The sequence below is a fragment of the Duncaniella sp. B8 genome, from assembly GCF_005304985.1.
Taxonomy (GTDB): domain Bacteria; phylum Bacteroidota; class Bacteroidia; order Bacteroidales; family Muribaculaceae; genus Duncaniella; species Duncaniella muris.
In genome coordinates this window covers 426,474-449,570 of the sequence record NZ_CP040121.1, presented here as the reverse complement: position 1 = coordinate 449,570, position 23,097 = coordinate 426,474, and the positions used below count along the sequence as shown (strand labels likewise).

Sequence of the window (23,097 nt, the reverse complement as noted above, 5' to 3'; positions counted from 1 at the left end):
CGTTCTATTTATCGAAAAATCTCTCTTTATCACGGTCTTCGGCTATCAGCCGAGACAAGATGCAATAGTTTACTTACCTGACAATACATAATTTCACGGAGTACCATGAAAAATACTCTTCTCGCTATCCTTTTTGGCGCGGCTGCCATTTCTGCTGCAGGCGCTGATGAAAATAACAGACTGAAACTGCACTATGACCGTCCTGCCGAGTTTTTTGAAGAGGCTTTGGTTATAGGCAACGGCAATCTCGGAGCCATAATCTATGGCGGAACTGCTGAAAACCGGATTTCACTTAACGATATAACACTCTGGACCGGTGAGCCGGAACGCGGAGTGACTACTCCCGATGCCTATAAGGCAATACCTGAAATCAGAGCGGCCCTTGACCGTGGCGACTATCGTGCGGCAGATTCTCTTCATCGTAAAGTGCAGGGACATTATAGCGAAAACTATCAGCCGCTGGGGCAGTTGACCATCAGTCACGAAGGTGTGGCGCCAAAGGTCAGCTCATATGAGCGGGAACTTGATCTGACGACAGCTATGGCCGCCAACAGGTTTAATGACGGAAAGGGGGAACTGAAAACCGACTATTTTGCCTCGGCCCCTGATTCGGTAATAGTGTTGAGGCTTTCGGGCGAGCATCCTTTTACCGCCACGCTCAGACTTTCATCGCAATTGCCTGCTAAGGTAACGTCTGATGCCCGCGGAGAGATCCGTTCGCTCGGCCACGCCGCCTATCTTTCGCTTCCGGGCTATACGTCGTTTGAAGAAAAACTGAAGTATGACCCTGAGCGTGGCACTAAGTTCTGCACTATTCTGAAAGCAGAAACCGATGGCGGTGAGATCATCGCCGAGGCTGACGGTGCGCTCAAACTCAAGAATGTCAGAGGAGCCGTCATCTATATAACCAATGTCACAAGTTTCAACGGCTTCGACCGTGATCCGGCCAAAGATGGCCGCGATTATGTGGCGCTTGCTGAAAAGCGTATCAAAAAAGCCGTGGCCAAGGGAGCTGATAGCATAAAGCGTGACCATATTGCAGATTATACATCGCTATTCTCACGCGTCAGCCTTGATCTCGGTGCGACGCCTGATTCTGTGGCTGTGCTCCCGACCGATGTGCAGCTGAAACGCTATACTGATCTTAAGGAGGTGAATCCCGACCTTGAGGAGCTGTATTTCCAGTATGGCCGTTATCTGCTGATCTCATGTTCGCGCACTCACGGAGTGCCTGCAAATCTTCAGGGGCTCTGGAATGAATATATCCTTCCGCCGTGGAGCAGTAATTATACCACCAATATAAATGTAGAGGAGAATTATTGGCCGGCTGAAATCACAGGTCTTGGCGAACTTCATGCCACCGCCTTGCTCCCCTGGATCAAAAATCTGTCGGCAAGCGGCAAACGCACGGCCCGTAATTATTATGGTGTGGACCGCGGATGGTGTCTCGCCCACAATTCAGATATATGGGCCATGACAAATCCTGTAGGGCTGACTGATGGTGATCCCACTTGGGCCAATTGGAACATGGGTGGCGCATGGCTCGCAAGCCATATCTGGGAACATTATCTCTTCGGGCAGGACAAGAAGTTTCTGGCTGAGTACTATCCGACTCTTAAGGGAGCTGCCGAGTTCTGCATCGGATGGCTCATTGAAAAAGACGGAAAGCTGATCACATCGCCCTCTACTTCGCCGGAGAACAACTATGTCACTCCCGATGGTTATGCCGGAGCCACATTCTATGGCGGAGCGGCTGACCTTGCCATGATCAGGCAGTGTCTGATGGATGCCCGTGATGCAGCCGAGGAGCTTGGCCTTGATTCGGACTTCCGCACAGAAGCTGATTCCGTGCTCCAGCGACTCTATCCCTATCAGATCGGACACAAAGGCAATCTTTCGGAGTGGTATTTCGATTGGGAAGACCGCGACCCTACTCACCGTCACCAGTCACATCTCTACGGACTCTTTCCGGGAAGGCATATCTCACCGGCCTCTACTCCGGACCTCGCGCGCGCATCCGCGCGTACATTGGAAATAAAGGGTGACAACACAACCGGCTGGAGCACCGGATGGCGTGTCAATCTGCTCGCCCGTCTGCTCGATTCAGAAGGAGCCTACCATATGTATCGCCGCCTGTTGCAATATGTGAGTCCTGACAATTATAAAGGATCGGATAAACGGAGTGGGGGAGGCACCTATCCTAACCTTCTTGATGCTCATGCTCCATTTCAGATTGACGGAAATTTCGGTGGAACAGCCGGCGTGGCCGAAATGCTGATTCAGTCAACTCCTGAAAGTATAGTCTTGCTGCCTGCTATTCCTGTCCAATGGTCCGATGGAAATGTTAAAGGTTTGCGTGCGCGTGGTGGATTCATAGTAGATATGGAGTGGCGAGGTGGAAAATTGTCATCCGCTACCATATATTCTCCGAATGGTGGATCTACCACAATAGTGCTTCCTGATGGCTCAAAAAAGGCCATAGAACTCAAAAAAGAGGGTAAAATCGCCCTTAAATGTTAAAATAGCGTTAAAATACTGCGAAATATTTGGAGGGAATTAGAGAAATGTCTACCTTTGCACTCTCTTTTGAGAAGCAAGGCCTGCAGCGGCAGACTGACAGAAGATATAACGCTGGAATTAGTAGGTTGGTTTGCCGATCAAATCCTAAGAAAGGTTAAAATCTTCAGAAAAATTTGCGAGATTCAAATAAAGGTTGTACCTTTGCAAAGTTTTCCACTGGCCGCCACGGCGATCGAGAAAGCAACGAGAGAACATTGAAAGATTTACAATAGACATGAAAGTAGTACAAGAGTCATTTTTAGGAAATGCACTCTGTCAATTTCAAAGTTAGATCGCAATAGATTGAACGGACATCCACTGACGGACCGGGCAGACATTCGGTTTTTGACGGTTGTTTCTGTGAAAGCAAAAGAAATAACAGAACAAACGGTCTGTATTTTAGCTTTGCTTTTTTTAATAAAGAAGAAAAGAAAAATATATAGACAACAACGAAGAGTTTGATCCTGGCTCAGGATGAACGCTAGCGACAGGCTTAACACATGCAAGTCGAGGGGCAGCGGGGAGGTAGCAATACTTCCGCCGGCGACCGGCGCACGGGTGAGTAACACGTATGGAACCTGCCCGTAGCAGGGGGATAAGCGGAAGAAATTCCGTCTAATACCGCGTAATAACTCCGAGAGGCATCTCATGGAGTTTAAAGGGTAACACCGGCTACGGATGGCCATGCGGCGCATTAGCTAGTTGGCGGGGTAACGGCCCACCAAGGCGACGATGCGTAGGGGTTCTGAGAGGAAGGTCCCCCACACTGGTACTGAGACACGGACCAGACTCCTACGGGAGGCAGCAGTGAGGAATATTGGTCAATGGGCGCGAGCCTGAACCAGCCAAGTCGCGTGAGGGAAGACGGTCCTATGGATTGTAAACCTCTTTTGTCGGGGAGCAAAAGACGCCACGCGTGGCGTTCCGAGAGTACCCGAAGAAAAAGCATCGGCTAACTCCGTGCCAGCAGCCGCGGTAATACGGAGGATGCGAGCGTTATCCGGATTTATTGGGTTTAAAGGGTGCGCAGGCGGAAGATCAAGTCAGCGGTAAAATTGAGAGGCTCAACCTCTTCGAGCCGTTGAAACTGGTTTTCTTGAGTGAGCGAGAAGTATGCGGAATGCGTGGTGTAGCGGTGAAATGCATAGATATCACGCAGAACTCCGATTGCGAAGGCAGCATACCGGCGCTCAACTGACGCTCATGCACGAAAGTGTGGGTATCGAACAGGATTAGATACCCTGGTAGTCCACACAGTAAACGATGAATACTAATTGTTCGGGGAGAATGATCCCTGAGTGATACAGCGAAAGCGTTAAGTATTCCACCTGGGGAGTACGCCGGCAACGGTGAAACTCAAAGGAATTGACGGGGGCCCGCACAAGCGGAGGAACATGTGGTTTAATTCGATGATACGCGAGGAACCTTACCCGGGCTCAAACGACACAGGAATACTTTTGAAAGGAGGTAGCTCTTCGGAGCCTGTGTCGAGGTGCTGCATGGTTGTCGTCAGCTCGTGCCGTGAGGTGTCGGCTTAAGTGCCATAACGAGCGCAACCCCCATCGCCAGTTACCAGCAAGTCAAGTTGGGGACTCTGGCGAGACTGCCGGCGCAAGCTGTGAGGAAGGCGGGGATGACGTCAAATCAGCACGGCCCTTACGTCCGGGGCGACACACGTGTTACAATGGCAGGTACAGAGAGAAGCAATGCGGCGACGCAAAGCGGAACTTGAAAGCCTGTCTCAGTTCGGATTGGAGTCTGCAACTCGACTCCATGAAGCTGGATTCGCTAGTAATCGCGCATCAGCCATGGCGCGGTGAATACGTTCCCGGGCCTTGTACACACCGCCCGTCAAGCCATGGAAGCCGGGAGTGCCTGAAGTGTGCAACCGCAAGGAGCGCCCTAAGGTAAAACTGGTGACTGGGGCTAAGTCGTAACAAGGTAGCCGTACCGGAAGGTGCGGCTGGAACACCTCCTTTCTGGAGCGGAAACAACGCCAAGCGTCAGTTTCCCGAAACTCCCGGACCGGAGATGTCCGCAGCGACTGACTTATGAAAAGAGTGACAAGCCGGAAGATGCTCCGGTACTGCTTTCAGCGTTCTATTGACCTTATAACCGGAATTTTTTTCCGGCTAAAAGGGGGATTAGCTCAGCTGGCTAGAGCACCTGCTTTGCAAGCAGGGGGTCAACGGTTCGAATCCGTTATTCTCCACTCAAAAAAGAGGACATTGACATATTGGAAGCGAAGAAGATACAATCTTCAAGCAAACACAACGAGTAAATCAAATCAAGCGAAACACGAGGTAACAAACTTCGCGTTTCTGAAATCAGACAAAAGACTGAACAATTTCAGAGAGCGAGCCGCGTGATGTTCGAACCGATTGAAAACTAAGGTCATAAAGAAAGGAGAGAAGGGCACATGAAGGATGCCTGGGCTCTCGGAGGCGACGAAGGACGTGATAAGCTGCGATAAGCTGCGGGTAGGAGCAAATATCCCTTGATCCGCAGATTTCCGAATGGGGCAACCCACTGCCCGAACAGGCAGTATCTTCCGAATGGAAGAAGCGAACTTGGGGAACTGAAACATCTCAGTACCCAAAGGAAAAGAAAATAACCCAATGATTGCGCCAGTAGTGGCGAGCGAACGCGCAAGAGCCCAAACCGGCGGTGTTCAGGCACTGACCGGGGTTGTAGGACCGTCAGCAAATGGACAGTTTGAAGTTAGCCGAAGCCTCTGGAAAGGGGCGCCGCAGCGGGTGACAGCCCCGTAGGCGAAAACAGACGACTGACAGAGACGGCACCTGAGTAAGCCGGGACACGAGAAATCCTGGCCGAATCCGCGGGGACCATCCCGTAAGGCTAAATACTACCGAGAGACCGATAGCGAACCAGTACCGTGAGGGAAAGGTGAAAAGAACCTCGAACAGAGGAGTGAAACAGACCCTGAAATCATGTGCCTACAAGCGGTCGGAGCTGCTTCGTGCAGTGACGGCGTGCCTTTTGCATAATGAACCTACGAGTTACCGTCGTTGGCGAGGCTAAGTCCACGGATGGACGGAGCCGAAGCGAAAGCGAGTCAGAATATGGCGCAATCTAGTCAGCGGCGGTAGACGCGAAACCAAGTGATCTACCCTTGGGCAGGTTGAAGGTGGGGTAACACCCACTGGAGGACCGAACCGGTAAGCGTTGAAAAGCTTTCGGATGACCTGAGGGTAGGAGTGAAAGGCCAATCAAACTTGGAGATAGCTCGTACTCCCCGAAATGCATTTAGGTGCAGCCTCGGGCGCAGTACCGTGGAGGTAGAGCGACTGATAGGATGCGAGGGCTTCACCGCCTATCAAGTCCTGACAAACTCCGAATGCCACGGCACGATCCCCGGGAGTGAGGGCGCGGGTGCTAAGGTCCGCGTCCGAGAGAGGAACAACTCAGACCACCGTCTAAGGCCCCCAAATCCGGGCTAAGTTGAAGACAATAACGAGGTGGGATTGCAAGGACAGCTAGGATGTTGGCTTGGAAGCAGCCATTCATTTAAAGAGTGCGTAACAGCTCACTAGTCGAGTGATCCCGCATGGATAATAATCGGGCATAAGTCCGGTGCCGAAGACGTGGAATTGACGGTTCATCCGTCGATTGGTAGGGGAGCATTCCGGTAGCCGCAGAAGGTCAGGCGCGAGCCTGGCTGGAGGTCCCGGAAAAGCAAATGTAGGTATAAGTAACGACAAAGGGGGCGAGAAACCCCCTCGCCGCAAGACCAAGGGTTTCTGATCAACGCTAATCGGATCAGAGTCAGTCGGGACCTAAGGCACAGCCGCAAGGCGCAGCCGATGGAAGAAACGGTCAACATTCCGTTACTCCCTTCAGGAGTGACGTGGAGACGGAGAAGTGACACTCCCGCGTGCTGACGGAATAGCACGTTAAACCGCGTAGGTATATCTGAGGCAGGCAAATCCGCCTCAGATGCTGAAACGGGACAGTACGGAGAGCCCCCGTGGCAATCCGACAGCGGAGGTAATCAGGCTCCCAAGAAAATCCGCTAAACTTAATCCTGAAGGGACCCGTACCCCAAACCGACACAGGTGGTCGGGTAGAACATACCAAGGCGCTCGAGAGATTCACGGTTAAGGAACTAGGCAAATTGACCCCGTAACTTCGGGATAAGGGGTCCCCTCCTTCACGGGAGGGGCGCAGAGAATAGGTCCAGGCAACTGTTTAACAAAAACACAGGGCTGTGCGAAATTGAAAGATGAAGAATACAGCCTGACACCTGCCCGGTGCCGGAAGGTTAAGAGGAGATGTCATCGCAAGAGAAGCATTGAATTGAAGCCCCGGTAAACGGCGGCCGTAACTATAACGGTCCTAAGGTAGCGAAATTCCTTGTCGGGTAAGTTCCGACCTGCACGAATGGTGTAATGATCCGGACACTGTCTCAACCGTGAGCTCGGTGAAATTGTAGTATCGGTGAAGATGCCGATTACCCGCAACGGGACGAAAAGACCCCGTGAACCTTTACTGCAGCTTAGCACTGTGACCGGGTGTGCGATGTGTAGGATAGTCAGGAGACAGAGAATCGGTGACGCCAGTCATCGTGGAGTCGACGTTGAAATACTGACCTTTGCACATCTGGTTTCTAACGCGCATCGGCGCGGACACTGCTTGGTGGGTAGTTTGACTGGGGTGGTCGCCTCCAAAAGCGTAACGGAGGCTTCTAAAGGTGCGCTCAGGCCGATTGGTAACCGGCCGCAGAGTGTAATGGCACAAGCGCGCTTGACTGAGAGACAGACAAGTCGAACAGGTAGGAAACTAGAGCATAGTGATCCGGTGGTTCCGCATGGAAGGGCCATCGCTCAAAGGATAAAAGGTACTCCGGGGATAACAGGCTGATCCCTCCCAAGAGCTCATATCGACGGAGTGGTTTGGCACCTCGATGTCGGCTCGTCACATCCCGGGGCTGGAGAAGGTCCCAAGGGTTAGGCTGTTCGCCTATTAAAGTGGCACGCGAGCTGGGTTCAGAACGTCGTGAGACAGTTCGGTCTCTATCTGTTGTGGGCGCAGGAGATTTGCGAGGCCCCGACACTAGTACGAGAGGACCGTGTTGGACCGACCTCCGGTTTACCGGTTGTTCCGCCAGGAGCACCGCCGGGTAGCCGCGTCGGGTAAGGATAAGTGCTGAAAGCATCTAAGCACGAAGCCCCCCTCAAGATAAGATCTCCACATAAGGGCCGTTTAAGACGAAGACGTAGATAGGTCGCAGGTGCAGGTGCGGTAACGTACACAGCCGAGCGATACTAATCGCCCAAACCCTTTCTTGGGAGCAATCCCAAACAAACAAAAACAATTTCAGCCGGCAGAACATCAAAGCAACGGCAAACGATAACAAAGCCTCTGGTTCAGTTCAGAGCGTCTGAAATACAAACTCGCGAGATAGCTGAAGAACATCAGCTTCGCTTCCAGTCACCTCTTTTTTAACGATACTAAGGTGGCCATAGCGTGAGGGCTCCACCTCTTCCCATTCCGAACAGAGAAGTTAAACCTCACCACGTCGATGATACTACGAAAGTGGGAAAGTAGATAACCGCCCCCTCTAAACCGCGGACCGGATCCTGTCACAGAGACAGCTTCCGGCCCGCTTTTTTTATATCCCTCCGCCCATCGGAAAAATCCGCGGACCCGTAATTTTTACCGAATCATTGTTATTTATTCACAGCTGGAATAAGGATGGTTCCGCTCATGGGATATAAATTTTGAATTATGTTTTTGTGGCGGCTTGGGGATTCTCACGGATTTTGCCTAAATTTGTATCGGGAATGGTTTTATCTGTCCCAAATGAAATTAAAAAAATATTATTTTACAATTTAGAATCCTGTGATGACATGAATTTTAGACGGCGATTCAGACAGTCGGTAGTGGCTTTTGCATTAGTTTTGCCTTTTGCGGTTTCTGCTGAACTTCCGATGAATTATGAGGGAGAGTTCAGTGTGGGAGCCGGAAGCGGTGATTTTGCGCCGTTTTATATTTCGTCGTTGCGTCACGGGCGTTTCACTCAGGCTGACAATGTGCAGGCGGAAGCCCGTCTTTGGCATGACATGGACTATGACCGGCGTTTTTCGTTCGGTTTCGGGTTTGACGTGATAGGCGGTTACTCTTCTGCGGTGAGCTATGAGCGCTATGACCGGGAAAGTAATTCATGGTTTTATCATTCAGAGCGTCCTTCAATGCTGAGAGTCCAGCAGCTTTACGGCGAAATAAAATACCGCGGGGTGTTTGTCGAAGCCGGGATGAAGGAGCATGATTCTCCTATTCTGCCTCAGTCGCTGACGAGCGGAGATCTGGTGGAGAGCGGAAACGCGAGACCGATTCCGCAGATAAGAGCCGGTTTCTGGGATTTTCAGAACATACCTTTCACTAATGGCTGGATGCAGATTTCCGGTGAGGTGGCATTTGGCAAAATGATGGATAGTTCATGGTGGCGTGATCATTATAACTATTATTCCTATCATATCTGCGAGAACGAGCTTTATAATTACAAGCGATGCTATTTCCGCACTAAGCCGACTGAGCGGCTGTCTGTTACGTTCGGTATGCAGGCCGTTGCCGTTTTCGGGGGCACGAACCGTTACTATCGGCGCGGAGAACTTATACTTGAAGACAAATATCCGGCAGGGATAAAGGAGTTTTTCATGATGCTACTTCCTTCGAAAGACGGAGGTGAGGGATTTGTGTCAGGAAACCATCTCGGCACATGGGATATCAAAGCCAGATATGCTTTTGCCAATGGATCCGAACTATCGGCTTACTGTTCCTGGCTTTGGGAAGATGGCTCCGGCATAGGTAAACTCAACGGCTGGGATGGCCTCTGGGGTCTTGGCTATAAGGCAAAATCGAAAGGTTTGGTAAGTGGTGCCGTTGTGGAATATCTTGATTTCACGAATCAGAGCGGGCCTATACATTTTGCTCCGGTTGACAATCCGGGAACCACAGTGCCTGACCATGTTTCAGGTGCTGATGATTATTATAACAATGCCTCGCATAACTCATATGCCTACTACGGACAGTCGTTAGGCACACCGGCCATCATGGCGCCGATCTATAACCGCGACGGCTACCCCGGCTTCATCGCCAACAGTCTGCGTGGTTTCCACATCGGAGTGGAGGGTGAGCTGGGCGGTGATATCAGTTATAGACTGAAAGGGGGCTACCGCAAAGCGTGGGGAACCTCGAAGGCTATGCTGAAAACTCCGATCCATGAAACGGCGGTTATGCTGGAGGCGAACTGGCATCCGGCTACGCTTGTCAAAGGACTTAGCCTTAACATGCAGGTTGAGCTTGACCGAGGTACGATGCCCGGAAATGCATTCGGCGCTCTTGTAGGGATCAAATATAAAATAAGCAGACAGAAATGAGACACAGACTGACCGATATATTTATTGTGTTGCTGCTGGTGCTTGTCACATGCGGCTGCACCCGGAATGATGGCGACATTGGCGATTATTTCGGCGAATGGCGTCTTGAAAAGCTTACTGCTGACGGAGAGGCCCTGCCGCTTTACACCGATGGAAGCGGTGTTGAGCTTTATACTTGGGCGTTTCAGGGCAAGATCATTCAGATTGTGGAGATGTTGCCCCGTCATGAATATGTGGAACATACCGGTTCATGGCGTGAAGAAAATGATGTGCTTGAATTGAATTTCAGCTACAGTGATGACGAGCCGGGCCACGAGCCGGGCTATAGGGCGCCGGCTGCGTTGCATCTGGTGAGCGATGGCATAACACGTCTGCACATCGACCGGTTTAAAAACCATCGTATGGTGCTCTCATATATCGGAGCTGACGATGTCACATATACATATTATCTAAAAAGACCCTATTAACACAGACATTATATATACAATAAGAGATATGGATAAGGCAAAAACAAGAGTGCTCGTTACCGGAGCCGACGGATTTATCGGCTCTCATCTGACCGAGATGCTGCTGGCCGAAGGCTACGCAGTCAGAGCGCTTAGCCAGTATAATTCATTCAACAACTGGGGCTGGCTTGAAGAAGTAAGCAGCCCGGATCTTGAAGTAGTCACAGGCGATGTCAGAGACCCGAATTTCTGCCGCCATATTACCGAAGGCTGTGACACAGTCTATCATCTCGCCGCACTGATTGCGATTCCCTACAGCTATGTAGCGCCTGACAGCTATGTCGACACTAATATCAAGGGAACGCTCAATATGTGTCAGGCCGCCCGCGACTGCGGGGTGCGCCGTCTGATTGTAACCTCGACCAGTGAAGTTTACGGAACGGCAAAATATGTGCCTATCGACGAGTCCCATCCGCGTCAGCCGCAGTCGCCCTACAGCGCTACAAAGATCGGAGCCGATGCCATAGCACTCAGTTTCTACAACGCATTCAGACTGCCGGTTGTGATTGCGCGTCCGTTCAACACTTACGGTCCGCGTCAGAGCGCCCGTGCCATAATTCCTACGATCATCACTCAGATCGCATCCGGAATGCGTGAGATAAAAGTGGGCGATCTCACACCTACACGTGATTTCAATTTCGTAAAGGATACGGCAGCGGGTTTCATTGCGCTCGGCCGCGCAGAGGACATAGAAGGCCGAGAGATCAACATTGCCACCGGCACAGAGGTCACCATGCGCGAAACGCTTGAAACAATAGCAAGGATCATGGGCGAAAAGGTAGACTATGTGACGGATCCGCAGCGTCTGAGACCCTCAGGCAGCGAAGTGTTCAGGCTTTGCGGTGACAACAGTCTGATAACATCTCTGACTGACTGGCGTCCGCGCTACAGCCTGGAAGACGGACTGCGCGAGACGGTGGAGTGGTTTACCAAGGGTGATAACCTGTCGAAATACAAGAGCGGTATCTATAACGTCTGAGGCTTATGGCAGAGGGTAAAAAGAGAATCAATATCCTTTTTCTCGGAGGAGCCAAACGGGTTTCTTTCGGGCGAAAACTCATAAAGGCCGGAAACCGGATGGGGCTTGAGATCGGAATCTACAGCTATGAACTTGAAGCTGAAGTGCCCGTAGCGCTCATAGGCGGTATAATCATTGGTCGCCGTTGGGGTGCGCCTGACATACTTGATCATATCCATCAGATTGTCGGAGCCTATCATATCGATGTGCTGTTGCCGTTTGTCGACGGTGCGATCTCGATAGCCGGGGCCTATGTGGCCACCTACGGCGATGCGTGGTCACCGGTTGTCAGACCGGGGCTGGCCGAGACTCTGTTTGACAAAGTGCTTTCAGCCTGTGCTTTCGAGAGCGCAGGTCTGAAAATACCGACAACATATCGTGGAGGCAAGCCTGTGTTTCCTCTGATAGCCAAGCCGCGGCGCGGATCGGCTTCCAAGGGAATTGAAGTGCTGAACGGAATAAGCGATTTCCGCCGGCTCCAGAATGTCAGTGACGAATATTTGCTTCAGACATATTATCCGAAGAGAGAGGAATACACTGTTGACTGCTATATCACACAGAAAGGCGAAACCCTGTGCGTGAGCCCGCGGCGCAGACTCGAAGTGGTAGGCGGCGAAGTTTCCAGAACGGTTACAGTCGATGATCAGGATATCTTTGAATCCTCACGTCAGGCTGTAGAGCGTCTCGGACTGCGCGGAGCCGTGACCCTGCAGTATCTGCGTGACCTTGAAAGCGGCCGGCTGATGCTTATGGAGATCAATCCGCGGCTTGGCGGCGGAGTGGTATGCTCGGTCCATGCCGGAGCCGATATTCCGGCGATGATTCTTGCGGAAGCTTGCGGGCAGCCTTATGACGGCAGCCGTGAAGTCAGAAGCGGAGTAATGATCTGCCGCTACTTTGAAGAAGCGGTATTTGATGTTAAAAAAAATTTCCATTGACTGTATGAACGACGCAGAAAAAATAATCATCATAGCCGAGGCCGGCGTAAATCACAACGCCTCGATGGAAATGGCGCGCAGGATGGTGGTGGAAGCCGCCCGTGCGGGAGCGGATTATGTCAAATTCCAGACTGCGGTGCCTGAACTGGTCATCTCATCGATAGCCCCCAAGGCTGAGTATCAGAAAGAGACCACCGGAGAGGCCGAATCACAGCTTGAGATGTGTAAGGCAATCCATCTGCCTCTTTCGGCCTATCCTGAACTGGCAGCACTCTGCCGCGAGGAAGGCATCGGTTTCATGAGCACTCCGTTTGACCTTGTGAGCATCGACTCCCTTGCGTCTCTTGATATGGACTACTGGAAAATTCCTTCCGGCGAGATAACCAATCTGCCCTATCTGCGCAAGATCGCTAAGACCGGCGGCAAGGTGATACTTTCGACCGGAATGTCGACCATTGACGAGGTAGCAACCGCAGTCGATATCCTCGAAACCGGAGGCATAAACCGCAAAGACATCATATTGCTGCATTGCACAACCCAGTATCCTACACCTTACAGCGATGTGAATCTCAAAGCTATGGACAGTCTGCGCCGGCTGAACACCGGTGGCGTGGGCTATAGCGATCACACACTTGGAATCGAGGTTCCTGTCGCGGCCGCCGCACTTGGCGCAAAGGTGATAGAAAAGCATTTTACACTTGACAAAAATCTGCCCGGACCAGACCACCGCGCCTCGCTCGATCCGGCTGAGCTCGCCGAGATGGTAAAGGCCGTGCGCCATATAGAAAAAGCGCTGGGCAGCGGCGTGAAGGCCGTGGCAGACTCGGAGCGACCGAATATAGAAGTAGCCCGCAAGAGCATAGTCGCCGCCCGAACCATTGTCAAGGGTGAGATGTTCACAGAAGAGAACATTACGGTCAAGCGCCCCGGCAATGGCATCAGCCCTATGCAGTGGGATAGTGTGATCGGCCAGGTGGCCAAAAAGGATTTCGCATATGATTCTCTGATCGAACTGTAGCGCTGCGGCGATGTGTCAGCGACAGTAAAAACAGCAGCAGTCATCACGGCATTGTAACAGAAATGAAAGAATCACTCAGATTATCGCTTTCCCAGAAACTCCAGCAGAGGCTCTCGCCCCTGCAGATGCGTTTTGTGCGTATGCTTGAGATGACCGGTCCGGAAGTGGAGGAAGAGGTAAGGCGCGAGCTTGATGACAATCCGGCGCTTGAGATTGCCGACCGCAGTGACAGCGAGACCCCGGAGGATGATTTTCACGAAAGTGCCGAAGAGATGCAGCTCGCAGATTACAAGGACGAAGACGAGATTCCGGCCTATCGGCTTGAAGCGCGTAATTCCTCGCGTGATGATGTCTATTATGAACCGGTGGCCGTAGCCGGAGAGAATTCCCTCGGAGAATGGCTCATGAACCAGTTGCGGGAAACCGATATAAACGACACTGAACTTCTTGCTGCCGGTTATATTATAGGGAATCTTGATGACAACGGTTATCTGACCCGCACGCTCCCGCAGATTCTCGACGATCTTGCAATAAATGCAGGGCTTGAACTGACTATGGAGCAGCTTGGTGCTGTAGCCGACCGCATCCGAGCCCTTGATCCGGCTGGAGTTTGTGCCTATGACCTAAGAGACTGCCTGTCACTACAACTCAAAAGGCTTGAACCAACTCCCTCACGTAAAATCGCTCTGGAGATAGTAGATTATTATTTCGACCTTTTTTCTCTGCGGCATTACGACCGTCTCGGAGCGGCATTGGGCATTGACCGTGACAGCCTGCGGGATGCAATCGACGTGATCCGTTCGCTCAATCCAAAGCCAGGAGGCATTATCGGTGACAGTGACGCCGATGTACGCTCGCGGCATATAATACCCGACTTCAATGTAGAAGTAGACGGTGACAGTATCACCCTGACGCTGCTTAACAACATCCCTGATCTCACTATCGAAAAGAGTTTTTCTGCCGATGGCGAAAGCTTTTCAGTGGCTTCGACAGCCGCCTCACGGAAGGATGCGATGGCGTTTGTCAGCCGCAAGCGTGAGGATGCCACAGACTTCATTGATCTGCTGCGCCTGCGCCAGCAGACTCTCTACAATGTCATGGCGGCGATAGTCAGACTTCAGCGCGATTTTTTTGTCAGCGAAGACGAGACTCGCCTGCGGCCCATGATTCTCAAGGATGTCTCGCGCGAGACAGGCTATGACCTTTCAGTGATCTCAAGAGCGACGGCCGGCAAATATGTCTCGACCCCTGTAGGCATCTATCCATTGAAATTCTTTTTCAACGAGCGTGTAGGAGGAGATGATGAAGAGACATCCTCGCGTGAGATCCTTGCAGTGATTCGCGAGATCATCGAGGGTGAGGACCCGCTCCATCCGTTCAGCGATGACGCGCTTATGAAAGAACTCAACGACAGGGGCTACGAGATAGCCCGACGGACAGTATCGAAATACCGCGAGCGCCTTGGCCTGCCGGTGGCGCGTTTGCGGAAAGGCATATAGCATGAATTAACGTTATATTTATAATCAGAGAATAATGAAAAGAATTTCGGAAATATTGTCGGTCTTGTTTTCTCCGCTGCTGGTTCCCACCTATGGCATGATCCTGGCCGCATTTCTTACCATACTTAGATATCTGCCGGTCAATCTTCTTTGCACGGCTGTCGGAATAACTTTTGTCATCACCTGTCTGATTCCAGTGTCTATCATCATGGCACTCTTCCGGTCAGGCATGGTCTCTGATCCGGGGCTCAACGAGCGCAAGGAGCGATACTTGCCCTACGGAGCTGTGGTGCTCTGCTATCTTGGCTGCGGATTTTTCTTTTTCAAGGCGAGCGCCCCGCTGTGGCTGCCTATGTTCTTCGCCGGTGCCGCACTGGCAACGGTGATAAATGTCGCGGTCAACTACTGGTGGAAAATCAGTGCCCACGCAGCAGCGATGGGCGGACTTGTGGCCCTGCTGTTCAGAATCGTAGCATCGCACTACGCACTCTATAATATGAATCTCTGGCTTTCGACCGTTATAATTCTGGCAGGGGCTGTGATGACCGCCCGTGTATATCTCGGACGCCACACATTGTGGCAGGTGCTTGCCGGATGCGCCAATGGATTCATCTGCGTATATCTGATGTCAATGCTCTGAAAAATTTAACCTCTACATATTAATAAATTAACATATCATGAAACCGATCGTAAGTATAATAATGGGAAGCACCAGTGATCTTCCCATCCTCAAGAAAGCCGCCGATTTCCTCAACCAGATGGAGGTGCCGTTTGAAATGAACGCACTGTCGGCCCACCGCACACCGTCGGAAGTTGAAAGTTTCGCCCACGGAGCGCAGGAAAGAGGCATCAAAGTCATCATAGCCGCCGCAGGCATGGCAGCCGCGCTGCCGGGAGTGATCGCGGCGATGACACCGCTGCCCGTGATCGGCATTCCTATCAATTCGACTCTCAGCGGCATGGACGCACTTTATTCGATAGTCCAGATGCCTCCGGGCATCTCAGTGGCAACAGTCGGGATCAATGCCGGCATGAATGCTGCCATCACAGCCGTGCAGATTCTCGCTCTTTCCGATCCTGCACTTGCCGAACGCTATGAAGCTTACCGCGCGACCCTTTCAAAGAAGATCGTCAAGGCCAACGAGGAACTCAAGGATGTTAAATATGACTTTAAGGTCGACTGACAGATGACAGAAAGCAAATCAAAGACACTTGATTTCAACTATCGGCGGAGAGCCACCTGGCCAGTGAAAGTCGGGAATGTCACTATTGGAGGCGACAATCCCGTGCGCCTTCAGTCAATGACATCGACAAGCACTATGGATACCGACGGTTCCGTGGCTCAGATCAAGCGGATAGCTGATGCCGGAGCAGAGATAGTGCGTCTGACAGCCCAGGGAGTCCGTGAGGCTGAAAATCTGGCTGAAATTTCAGCCAGACTCCGGGCCGACGGCTGCTCGGTGCCACTTGTTGCCGATATACATTTCAATCCGCGGGCTGCGTTTGCCGCAGCCTCACGGGTTGAAAAAGTGCGCATCAATCCAGGCAATTTCGTTGATCCTGGCCGTGTATTCAAAAAGATCGACTATACCGATGAGGAATATTCAGCCGAGATCGAAAAGATAGAGGAAGGGCTGGTTCCGCTCCTCGACATATGTAGGGAACATTCCACCGCCTTGCGCATCGGTGTCAACCACGGATCACTTTCAGACCGCATCATGAGCCGCTACGGCGATACGCCGGCCGGAATGGTGGAAAGTGCTCTTGAATTTCTGCGTGTCTGTCTGCGCCACGACTTCCGTGATGTGGTTATCTCGATAAAGGCATCGAATGTCTGCGTGATGGTCGAGACCGTGCGCCGTCTTGTCGATGCGATGGCCAGGGAGGACATGCACTTCCCGCTTCACCTTGGAGTGACAGAGGCCGGTGATGCCGAGGACGGACGCATAAAATCAGCCGTCGGCATCGGTAGTCTGCTTGCCGAAGGCATCGGTGACACAATCCGTGTATCGCTCAGCGAGGAACCGGAATGTGAGATCGAACCGGCAACCGGCATCGTCAAGTTCATCGCTTCGCTTTCTTCCGGACCGGAAGTCGCGGCAGTCACTGTCGGAGAGGATTATGACAGCTATAAACCTTCACGGCGCAAAAGCCGCTGGACTGACAGACTTCCGCAGGTTGTTGGCCTTGATATTGACCCCGATTCATTATCCGGAGCCTTGGCGCTCAAGGCTGAAGACGGAATCGCACCTGAGCTGATTGAGGAGCTTAAGGCTGATTCTGACCGCGTGGTAGTGCTCGGTTCCGAAGTCTCCAACGCGCTTGGCCACCTCAGGGCATTCCTTACCGTGCTGAAGAGCGAGGGGGTGGAAAATCCGGTGATTGTCTGTCGGGATTACACCGGGCTCAGTGAGCAGGAGCGCACAATTGCAGCATCGGTTGAATTCGGTTCGCTGCTGCTTGCCGGTTTTGCCGACGGAGTCTGGATCAAAGCCTCCGGCGAAAGCCGCGAGCGGCTGACAGCGCTTGCTCTGAATATACTTCAGGCCACCAGACTGAGAATCTCGAAGACCGAATTCATATCATGTCCCGGCTGTGGCCGTACGCTCTACGATCTACAGTCCACACTGCGAGAAATCAAAGCCGCTACCTCGCATCTCAAGGGATTGAAAATCGGAGTCATGGGCTGTATAGTCAACGGTCCGGGCGAGATGGCCGACGCCGACTATGGATATGTAGGTGCCGCCGCCGGTAAGATAAGTCTCTACAAAGGGAAAGAGTGTATTGAAAAAAATATTCCTGCCGAAGAGGCTATCAGCCACCTTGTCAGCCTTATCAAGGCCAATGGTGACTGGGTTGAACCGTCAGGCCCGGTGCGATAAAAAACTGCGGATGGAGATAAACGAAAAATATATGCGCCGGGCACTCGATCTCGCGCGTCACGGTCTGCTTGACGCATCGCCCAACCCGATGGTCGGAGCGGTCATCGTGGGGCGTGACGGGCGGATCATAGGCGAGGGATGGCACCGCCGTTGTGGCGAAGGTCATGCCGAGGTCAATGCCGTGGCCTCTGTCAGAGACAGGGAGAGTCTGCTGGACTCTACTATGTATGTCACTCTCGAACCTTGCTCCCACTATGGCAAGACGCCGCCTTGCGCCGACATGATAATAGAGCATGGCATACCGCGGGTGGTGGTCGGTACGGCCGATCCATTTGCCAAGGTATCAGGCAGGGGTATAGCGCGGATGAAAGCAGCCGGGATTGAGGTGGTCACTGGAGTCCTTGAAGACGAATGCCGTGCTTTGAACCTCAGGTTCATGACCGCTCATGAGAAACAGCGTCCGTTCATCACCCTCAAATGGGCGCAGAGCCGCGACGGTTTTATCGACGGAAAAATCTCAACACCGCTCACCTCTATGCTCGTGCACAAACTTCGGGCCACGCATGATGCCATCCTTGTGGGGAGCGGGACAGTGCTTGCCGACAATCCGTCGCTCTCAACTCGTCTCTATGCCGGAAAATCGCCGGTCAAGGTAGTGCTTGACAGGCGCAGGCGCGTCGGACCTGAAGCCGGAATATTCAAAGGTGATATCCCGGTGATCATGATGTCGGATTATGGATCGCTCGGAGACGCCATGTCGGAACTTTACCGTAAGGGAATCACATCAGTCCTTGTGGAAGGCGGAGCCCAGGTGCTCGAATCGTTCATGAAAGAGGACCTCTGGGATGAAATCAGGGTGGAAATCTCGCCGGAGTGTATCAATGGCCGTGTGAAAGCACCCGATCTTATCCGACTCCCGTTTGTTATAGACAGTGAGACTGTTGACGGTCATCGAATCATAACATATAGAAATTAGAAAATGGAAATAATAAAGGCCAGAAAGGCTGACGCACCTCTGATAGCCCGTTCAATAATGGATGCAGTGGGAGCGGAAATATGTGAGAACCTTGCAGGCGAAAACAGAACGCTTGCAGATGTGGAACGCCTGTTCACCACGCTGGCTGAAAGAGATGACAGCCAGTACAGCTATCTCAATACACTTGTGGCAGCCGATGATGACGGAAAGGCTGTAGGAGTCATAGTGTCCTATGACGGGGCTCAGCTCGCCGAACTGCGCAAGCCGTTTTTTGAGCTTGTCAAGACTGTCCTTGACAAGAACCTTGATGATGTCGAAGATGAGACTGATGCTGATGAATTTTATCTTGACACACTGGCAGTGCTTCCCGAATACCGCGGGCAAGGCATAGCCGCGATGCTGATTAAGGGAGCTGTGGAGAGAGCGGCTGACGCAGGCAAGCCGGCCGGACTGCTGGTTGACAAAGACAATCACCGTGCGCGCCGTCTATACGAGCGTGTAGGTTTCCGCGCGGTAGGAGAGCGTCCGTTCTGTTACGTCATGATGGACCATATGCAATTCAAAGGCTGATGGTAATCAAGAAAATTTGCCGCATAGCGGTCACCGCCGTTATTTTTCTGAGCGGGGCTGTCTCGGCCTCTGCCTTTCCGCTGCGTGTCAGCGGCATTGACTCAGTCAACACCGCAATCCTTATCCGCGATCTGCGTTTCGGCGCGGATATAGTTTCGGAAAACGTAGACAGGTCACTGATTCCGGCGTCAGTCATGAAGTCAGTGACCGTAGGGTCGATGCTGAACCTTGCTGATACGAGCGAATGTTTCATCACACCCGTGGTGGCCGATGGAAGCATCAGTGACGGAGTGCTTTCAGGCAATATCGTGGTCAGAGTCTGCGGTGATCCGACAATCGAATCACAGTTTCTGCCGTCATCCCAGGGCTTTGCCGACAGCATTGCCGCCGGTCTGCGCCGGCTTGGCGTCACATCCGTCACCGGCGATGTCATAATTGACTCCTCCGATTTTCCAGATGCCACTACTCCTCCGGGATGGATGGACGAGGACATACCGTGGCCATATGGAGCCAGACTCCAGGGAGCCAATTTCCGCGACAACAGATTCAGACTGCGTCTGCCCTCGAAAGAGACTGAGCCTTTTGTGCCTGATCTGAAATTCTCCTATACGAATCCAAAGCGCCGCAGGGTCAAGATAGACCGCAAGGACGGATCCGAGACCTTCATTGTCAGCGGGAATCAGCGTCGCGGACTCAACGACGTGTTCTCCATGCCCAATCCGTGGAAAGCCATGCGCCATGAGATAGTGACCGTGTTGCTTGACAGCGGGATTGAAATCGGAGGCAACAAGACCGCCTCTTCTCAGGACTCATGGACTGTCTATGAACATCATTCGCCGAGCCTCGGAGAAATCATGCGCAGCCTGATGTTCCGGTCAGACAATCTTATGGCAGAAGGGATTCTGCGGGCCATCACCCCTGGGGGCACCCGCGAGGATGCCATAAAGGAAGAGATGGCGGTGTGGTCTCTGTCAGGAATCAGCCCTCACGGCGTAGTGATCAAGGACGGCAGCGGACTCTCGCGTGACAACCGTCTGACAGCGCGTTTCCTTGCCGGAATCTATCAGTATATGATCACAGATTCTTTCGGCGGTGACTACAGTTCGCTCTTCCCTCGTGCCGGATATGACGGCACGATGCGCAATTTCCTTTTGGGGACCTCTCTGGAAGGGCGCGTGGCCATGAAGACCGGTTCGATGAGAGGAGTGCAGAGCTATGCGGGCTATCTTTTTGATGAAAACGGCCATCCGACCCATGTGATAATTTTTATGGTCAACAATTTCCGTTGCAGCCGTGCGGCGTTAAAAAATGACATAGAGAGATTGTTATTAGAAAAATTTGACGTAAGTTTGCAGTCTGAAAATCTTTCAGAGGAAGAGACTATAACTGAAAATCCGAATGATGAACAATGATATGACCGGCCTGCTGAACCTGGCCTACGAGATAGAGGGATTGCTGTTGCTCCGGATCAACCGCGGCGACGAGACTCCGTCTGAAATGAAAGAGCTGCTTGCCGGCAAGGCAAAGCTGCTTGCCGATGCGCTTGCAGCCTGCGATGCCGCGGTAGTCTGTGACGCTCCGGCAGCCGATGCCGATGCCGCGGTTGAGGAGCAGGAGGCCGAAGCCGAGGCTGAGATTCCCGCCGAGACAGCGGCTGTCAGCCATGAGGATGCCGATGTCCGGACTCCGGAATCTGAAATAGCGGAAAGCGCCGAGGCTGAAGAAAAGGCCGATGCCGATGAGGCGCCGTCAGGACTGACTCTTGACGAAAAACTTGCCCGCGAACGTGCGGCTGATATTTCAAAGGCTTTCACTCTGAATGACCGCTTCCGTTTCTGCCGTGAACTTTTCCGCAACTCAAACGAGGAGTTCAAGGAGACACTTGAAGTGATAGGCTCGATGGCCGATATGGATGAAGCCGAGGAATATTTCTACAACGATCTCTGCTGGGATTCAGAAAAGGAAGAGGTCAAGGAATTCATGGCTATAGTCGCAAAACATTTCTGATGGGCAGACTCTATATAGTTCCTACCCCGGTCGGTAATATGGCCGATATGACACCGAGAGCCATCGAGGTGCTTAAGAGCTGTGACCGCATCTATGCCGAGGACACAAGGACTTCGGCAGTGCTTCTGCGCCATTTCGAAATCACCACCCCCTGTTCGAGCCATCATAAGTTCAACGAACATGCCACAGTAAGGCCGATCATTGACCAGCTTCTTGCCGGAGAGACAGTTGCGCTGATCTCGGATGCCGGCACTCCGGGCATCAGTGATCCGGGATTTCTGCTGACACGTGAGTGCCGGCGCGATGGAATCGAGGTGGAAACCCTGCCGGGTGCCACGGCTTTTGTGCCAGCGCTCGTAAATTCAGGGCTTCCTACAGACCGATTCACATTCGAGGGATTTCTACCGCCGAAAAAGGGCCGTCAGACAAGGCTGGAGAAAATCGCCGCCAGTGACTGCACCTCAATCATCTATGAATCGCCGCTGAGGCTTGTGAAGACACTTGAGCAGCTTGCAGTGGCTTGTGGCGGAGAGCGAGAGGCTTCTGTCAGCCGTGAGATCTCGAAACTGCATAACACCACCGTCAACGGAACGCTCGACGAACTGAAGAATTACTTCACAGAAAACATTCCGCGAGGAGAAATTGTTATAATCGTAGGTGCACGGGATGATAAGGCACCTAAGGTACATAAGAATAAATATAGACAAAACTCACATTCAACAACAGATTTATGAAAAAGCTTGCAACCTTGGCAGTTATTGCTACTGCAATACTCAGCGCCTGTAACGGAGGTAAACTTCGTGAAGCCGAAGCTCAGAATGAACAGCTGAAAGGCGATCTTTGTGAGACGCTTGCCACCCAAGACAGTCTTCTGGTTCTTGTCAATGACATTTCAGACGGCATGAATCAGATCAAAGATCTCGAAAAGATCATCTCGACTCCCGGCTCACTCGGTGAATCGGTGTCACGCAGAGACCAGATCAAGAATGACATGATCGCCATACAGAAAGCTCTTCAGGAGCGTCGCGAACGTCTTGCCGAACTCGAAAAGAAACTTGCCGACAACGGCGGTGAGAGCAGCACTCTCAAACGTACAATCGCAAATCTGAAAGCGCAGATGGCCGAGCAGCAGACTGAAATCGCCACTCTGACAAATCAGCTTGCGAGCGCCAACATCCGAATTGAAGAACTTAACAATCAGGTGACTCATCTGAACAGCGACGTTGACTCGCTCAACACCGGTCTGACAGCAGAACGCGAGCAGAAAGAAGCCGCGCAGGAAGCTGCCAATGCCGCTACCAACGAACTCAACACTGTATATTATGCCATTGGAACCGGTAAGGAACTTAAAGAAAAGAAGATTCTTCAGTCCGGTTTCCTCCGCAAGACCAAAGTGATGGAAGGCAATTTCGACATGAGCTATTTCACCGCCGGTGACCGTCGCACCCTCGCCGAGATCCCCACTCACAGCAAGAAGGCCAAAGTGCTCACCTCTCAGCCCAAGGGTTCCTACACGATCGTTGACGTCAATGGTCAGAAAGTAATAAGAATTTCAGATCCAGCAAAATTCTGGCAGCTTTCAGACTTCCTGGTGATCGAGGTTGACTGATGACCGGCTCGGATTGATAAAAAATATCATTATATACATACTTACCTATCGGGAGTTCGCGCTCCCGATTCTTTTCATTTTAATACCATATCATTCAATCCAATGCATCAAAGAT

Annotated in this window: 16 protein-coding genes, 1 tRNA gene and 3 rRNA genes; all 20 read left to right on the top strand. The window is 52.1% G+C overall.

What is annotated here, in order from left to right:
• Positions 1-105: 105 nt before the first annotated feature.
• The 20 genes from FDZ78_RS02105 (at position 106) to FDZ78_RS02010 (ending at position 22,982) form a co-directional block, all read left to right on the top strand.
• Positions 106-2,520, top strand: a complete 2,415-nt coding sequence (locus FDZ78_RS02105) for a glycoside hydrolase N-terminal domain-containing protein (protein ID WP_136408998.1) — start codon at positions 106-108, stop codon at positions 2,518-2,520.
• Positions 2,521-3,005: 485 nt separating this feature from the next.
• Positions 3,006-4,538 (top strand): 16S ribosomal RNA (locus FDZ78_RS02100).
• 159 nt (positions 4,539-4,697) lie between these two features.
• Positions 4,698-4,771 (top strand) — tRNA-Ala (locus FDZ78_RS02095).
• A gap of 187 nt (positions 4,772-4,958) precedes the next feature.
• A 23S ribosomal RNA gene (locus FDZ78_RS02090) occupies positions 4,959-7,868 on the top strand.
• Positions 7,869-8,031: 163 nt separating this feature from the next.
• Positions 8,032-8,140, top strand: a 5S ribosomal RNA gene (gene rrf / locus FDZ78_RS02085).
• The 16S, 23S and 5S rRNA genes sit together here with 1 tRNA gene alongside, the layout of an rRNA operon.
• A 289-nt stretch (positions 8,141-8,429) precedes the next feature.
• On the top strand, positions 8,430-9,959 hold the full coding sequence (locus tag FDZ78_RS02080; protein WP_168182139.1) for a capsule assembly Wzi family protein: 1,530 nt from the start codon (positions 8,430-8,432) through the stop codon (positions 9,957-9,959).
• Positions 9,956-10,426, top strand: a complete 471-nt coding sequence (locus FDZ78_RS02075; RefSeq protein ID WP_123399193.1) for a lipocalin-like domain-containing protein — start codon at positions 9,956-9,958, stop codon at positions 10,424-10,426. Before FDZ78_RS02080 ends, FDZ78_RS02075 begins: the two co-directional genes overlap by 4 nt.
• 28 nt (positions 10,427-10,454) lie before the next feature.
• A complete protein-coding gene (locus tag FDZ78_RS02070) occupies positions 10,455-11,444 on the top strand; it encodes an NAD-dependent 4,6-dehydratase LegB (protein ID WP_136408996.1) in 990 nt (329 codons plus the stop codon).
• Between the two features lie 5 nt (positions 11,445-11,449).
• Positions 11,450-12,421, top strand: coding sequence for an ATP-grasp domain-containing protein (locus FDZ78_RS02065; RefSeq protein ID WP_136408995.1), 972 nt, complete (start codon positions 11,450-11,452; stop codon positions 12,419-12,421).
• Between the two features lie 4 nt (positions 12,422-12,425).
• The gene (gene neuB, locus FDZ78_RS02060; protein ID WP_136408994.1) at positions 12,426-13,439 is read left to right on the top strand and encodes an N-acetylneuraminate synthase; all 1,014 of its coding nucleotides are present in this window, start codon (positions 12,426-12,428) and stop codon (positions 13,437-13,439) included.
• Positions 13,440-13,501: 62 nt separating this feature from the next.
• Complete coding sequence (gene rpoN, locus FDZ78_RS02055) at positions 13,502-14,938, top strand: RNA polymerase factor sigma-54 (RefSeq protein ID WP_123399200.1); 1,437 nt, start codon at positions 13,502-13,504, stop codon at positions 14,936-14,938.
• 34 nt (positions 14,939-14,972) lie between these two features.
• On the top strand, positions 14,973-15,578 hold the full coding sequence (locus tag FDZ78_RS02050) for a phosphatase PAP2 family protein (RefSeq protein ID WP_136408993.1): 606 nt from the start codon (positions 14,973-14,975) through the stop codon (positions 15,576-15,578).
• 37 nt (positions 15,579-15,615) lie between these two features.
• Complete coding sequence (gene purE, locus FDZ78_RS02045) at positions 15,616-16,122, top strand: 5-(carboxyamino)imidazole ribonucleotide mutase (protein WP_107032864.1); 507 nt, start codon at positions 15,616-15,618, stop codon at positions 16,120-16,122.
• Between the two features lie 3 nt (positions 16,123-16,125).
• On the top strand, positions 16,126-17,820 hold the full coding sequence (gene ispG / locus FDZ78_RS02040; protein WP_107032865.1) for a (E)-4-hydroxy-3-methylbut-2-enyl-diphosphate synthase: 1,695 nt from the start codon (positions 16,126-16,128) through the stop codon (positions 17,818-17,820).
• 10 nt (positions 17,821-17,830) lie between these two features.
• A complete protein-coding gene (ribD, locus tag FDZ78_RS02035; protein WP_136408992.1) occupies positions 17,831-18,796 on the top strand; it encodes a bifunctional diaminohydroxyphosphoribosylaminopyrimidine deaminase/5-amino-6-(5-phosphoribosylamino)uracil reductase RibD in 966 nt (321 codons plus the stop codon).
• A 3-nt stretch (positions 18,797-18,799) separates the two neighbouring features.
• On the top strand, positions 18,800-19,366 hold the full coding sequence (locus tag FDZ78_RS02030; protein WP_136408991.1) for a GNAT family N-acetyltransferase: 567 nt from the start codon (positions 18,800-18,802) through the stop codon (positions 19,364-19,366).
• Positions 19,366-20,778 carry a D-alanyl-D-alanine carboxypeptidase/D-alanyl-D-alanine-endopeptidase gene (gene dacB, locus FDZ78_RS02025; protein ID WP_136408990.1) on the top strand — a complete coding sequence of 471 codons (1,413 nt, stop codon included), beginning with the start codon at positions 19,366-19,368 and terminating at the stop codon, positions 20,776-20,778. The genes FDZ78_RS02030 and dacB overlap by 1 nt, the downstream gene beginning before the upstream one ends.
• A complete protein-coding gene (locus tag FDZ78_RS02020) occupies positions 20,765-21,373 on the top strand; it encodes a hypothetical protein (RefSeq protein WP_123611150.1) in 609 nt (202 codons plus the stop codon). The genes dacB and FDZ78_RS02020 overlap by 14 nt, the downstream gene beginning before the upstream one ends.
• Positions 21,373-22,107: a 16S rRNA (cytidine(1402)-2'-O)-methyltransferase gene (gene rsmI / locus FDZ78_RS02015; protein WP_107032870.1), complete on the top strand. Its 735-nt coding sequence runs from the start codon at positions 21,373-21,375 to the stop codon at positions 22,105-22,107. Before FDZ78_RS02020 ends, rsmI begins: the two co-directional genes overlap by 1 nt.
• Positions 22,104-22,982 carry a hypothetical protein gene (locus tag FDZ78_RS02010; protein ID WP_107032871.1) on the top strand — a complete coding sequence of 293 codons (879 nt, stop codon included), beginning with the start codon at positions 22,104-22,106 and terminating at the stop codon, positions 22,980-22,982. The genes rsmI and FDZ78_RS02010 overlap by 4 nt, the downstream gene beginning before the upstream one ends.
• Positions 22,983-23,097 lie beyond the last annotated feature (115 nt).